This is a genomic window from Marivibrio halodurans, assembly GCF_017963645.1.
Classification (GTDB): Bacteria; Pseudomonadota; Alphaproteobacteria; order UBA8366; family Aestuariispiraceae; genus Marivibrio; species Marivibrio halodurans.
Genome location: NZ_JAGMWN010000017.1, coordinates 1 through 2500, shown reverse-complemented (window position 1 = coordinate 2500; position 2500 = coordinate 1). Strand labels below are relative to the sequence as shown.

At 58.2% G+C, this 2500-nt stretch carries 1 tRNA gene and 2 rRNA genes (1 of these 3 cut by a window edge); all 3 read left to right on the top strand.

What is annotated here, in order from left to right:
• Positions 1-2026 (top strand): 23S ribosomal RNA (locus KAJ83_RS19105); it begins 717 nt to the left of the window's first position.
• A 206-nt stretch (positions 2027-2232) separates the two neighbouring features.
• A 5S ribosomal RNA gene (gene rrf / locus KAJ83_RS19100) occupies positions 2233-2348 on the top strand.
• Positions 2349-2422: 74 nt separating this feature from the next.
• Positions 2423-2499 (top strand) — tRNA-Met (locus tag KAJ83_RS19095).
• Position 2500: the final 1 nt, after the last annotated feature.

The following is a 2500-nucleotide window of genomic DNA, read 5'->3' as shown; positions in this document are numbered from 1 at the left end:
AACCCGAGAACGTTGAAAAGTTCCGGGATGACCTGTGGCTAGGGGTGAAAGGCCAATCAAACTCGGCAATAGCTGGTTCTCCGCGAAAGCTATTTAGGTAGCGCGTCGTGTCTCACCTTCGGGGGTAGAGCACTGGATGGGCTAGGGGGCCGCGAGGCTTACCAAACCTAACCAAACTCCGAATACCGAAGAGTGCAATCACGGCAGACAGACCATGGGTGCTAAGGTCCGTGGTCAAGAGGGAAACAGCCCAGACCACCAGCTAAGGTCCCCAAGTTACGGCTAAGTGGGAAAGGATGTGGGAAGGCCAAGACAACCAGGACGTTGGCTTAGAAGCAGCCATCGTTTAAAGAAAGCGTAATAGCTCACTGGTCTAAATAAGCCGTCCTGCGCCGAAGATGTACCGGGGCTCAAGCCGTACACCGAAGCTGTGGACTTCCTTCGGGAAGTGGTAGCGGAGCGTTCCGTAGGCCTGTGAAGGGTGACCCGCGAGGGCACCTGGAGGTATCGGAAGTGAGAATGCTGACATGAGTAGCGATAAAGAGTGTGAGAAACACTCTCGCCGAAAGTCCAAGGGTTCCTGCGCAAGGCTAATCCGCGCAGGGTGAGCCGGCCCCTAAGCCGAGGCCGAAAGGCGTAGGCGATGGGAATGGGGTTAATACTCCCCAGCCTCCCGGGATGTGACGGATGGCAGGTGTCGTTCCCGCTTATCGGATTGCGGGGGCGGCTGAGCCGTTCCAGGAAATAGCCCCGGGGTTAGACCGTACCCGAAACCGACACAGGTGGACTGGTAGAAGATACCAAGGCGCTTGAGAGAACTGCGTTGAAGGAACTCGGCAAAATACTCCCGTAAGTTCGCGAGAAGGGAGCCCTTGCCTCGGGCAACCGGGGTGAGGGGGCACAGAAATGAGGGTGGCGACTGTTTACTAAAAACACAGGGCTCTGCGAAGCCGTTAAGGCGACGTATAGGGTCTGACGCCTGCCCGGTGCCGGAAGGTTAAGAGGAGGTGTGCAAGCGCCGAATTGAAGCCCCGGTAAACGGCGGCCGTAACTATAACGGTCCTAAGGTAGCGAAATTCCTTGTCGGGTAAGTTCCGACCTGCACGAATGGCGTAACGACTGCCCTACTGTCTCCAACGCAGACTCAGCGAAATTGAACTCTCCGTGAAGATGCGGAGTTCCCGCGGTCAGACGGAAAGACCCCGTGAACCTTTACTACAGCTTCGCAGTGGCAACAGGAATGTCTTGTGTAGGATAGGTGGGAGGCATCGAAGCGATGACGCCAGTCGTCGTGGAGCCATCCTTGAAATACCACCCTTGACCTTCTTGTTGTCTAACCGCGCTCCGTGAAGCCGGAGCCGGGACCCTGCGTGGTGGGTAGTTTGACTGGGGCGGTCGCCTCCCAAAGTGTAACGGAGGCGCGCGATGGTAGGCTCAAGCCGGTCGGAAATCGGCTGTTGAGTGCAATGGCACAAGCCTGCCTGACTGCGAGGCCGACGGGCCGAGCAGAGACGAAAGTCGGTCATAGTGATCCGGTGGTCCCGAGTGGAAGGGCCATCGCTCAACGGATAAAAGGTACTCCGGGGATAACAGGCTGATACCCCCCAAGAGTCCACATCGACGGGGGTGTTTGGCACCTCGATGTCGGCTCATCTCATCCTGGGGCTGGAGCAGGTCCCAAGGGTATGGCTGTTCGCCATTTAAAGAGGTACGTGAGCTGGGTTTAGAACGTCGTGAGACAGTTCGGTCCCTATCTGCCGTGGGTGTACGAGACTTGAGAGGCGCTGTCCCTAGTACGAGAGGACCGGGATGGACGCACCTCTGGTGGACCGGTTGTCGCGCCAGCGGCACAGCCGGGTAGCTATGTGCGGACGGGATAACCGCTGAAGGCATCTAAGCGGGAAGCCCTCCTCAAAACCAGGTCTCGCCTGAGAGCCGTGGTAGACCACCACGTTGATAGGCCGGGGGTCTAAGCGCAGCAATGCGTTGAGCTTACCGGTACTAATCCCTCGAAAGGCTTCATCCTCCCCCGTATCCGGCGATAACCGCCGGAACAGCGCGGGACGATGACGACACAAGACAAGCAGCAAAGCACACATCGCTGAGACAAAAGCGTCGGTCGATCCTTCATCGACCACGCCAACGCAGATCACGAACGATCATCCGCGACCCATCCCAAAGATACGCGCAGGGCACGCCACGATCCGCCCCGCGCCATCCGTGCATCGACGACTTGGTGGCTATAGCGGAGGTCCCAGCACCCGATCCCATTCCGAACTCGGCCGTGAAAACCTCCAGCGCCGATGGTACTCCGGCTTAAGCCGCGGGAGAGTAGGTCGCCGCCAAGTCTTCCATGCACGGACAAAACCAATCCAACCCGCAATACTCTCCCCCTCGTCCAACCACCCAACAACCATACTGCCGCGGGGTGGAGCAGCCCGGTAGCTCGTCAGGCTCATAACCTGAAGGTCGTAGGTTCAAATCCTACCCCCGCAACCAA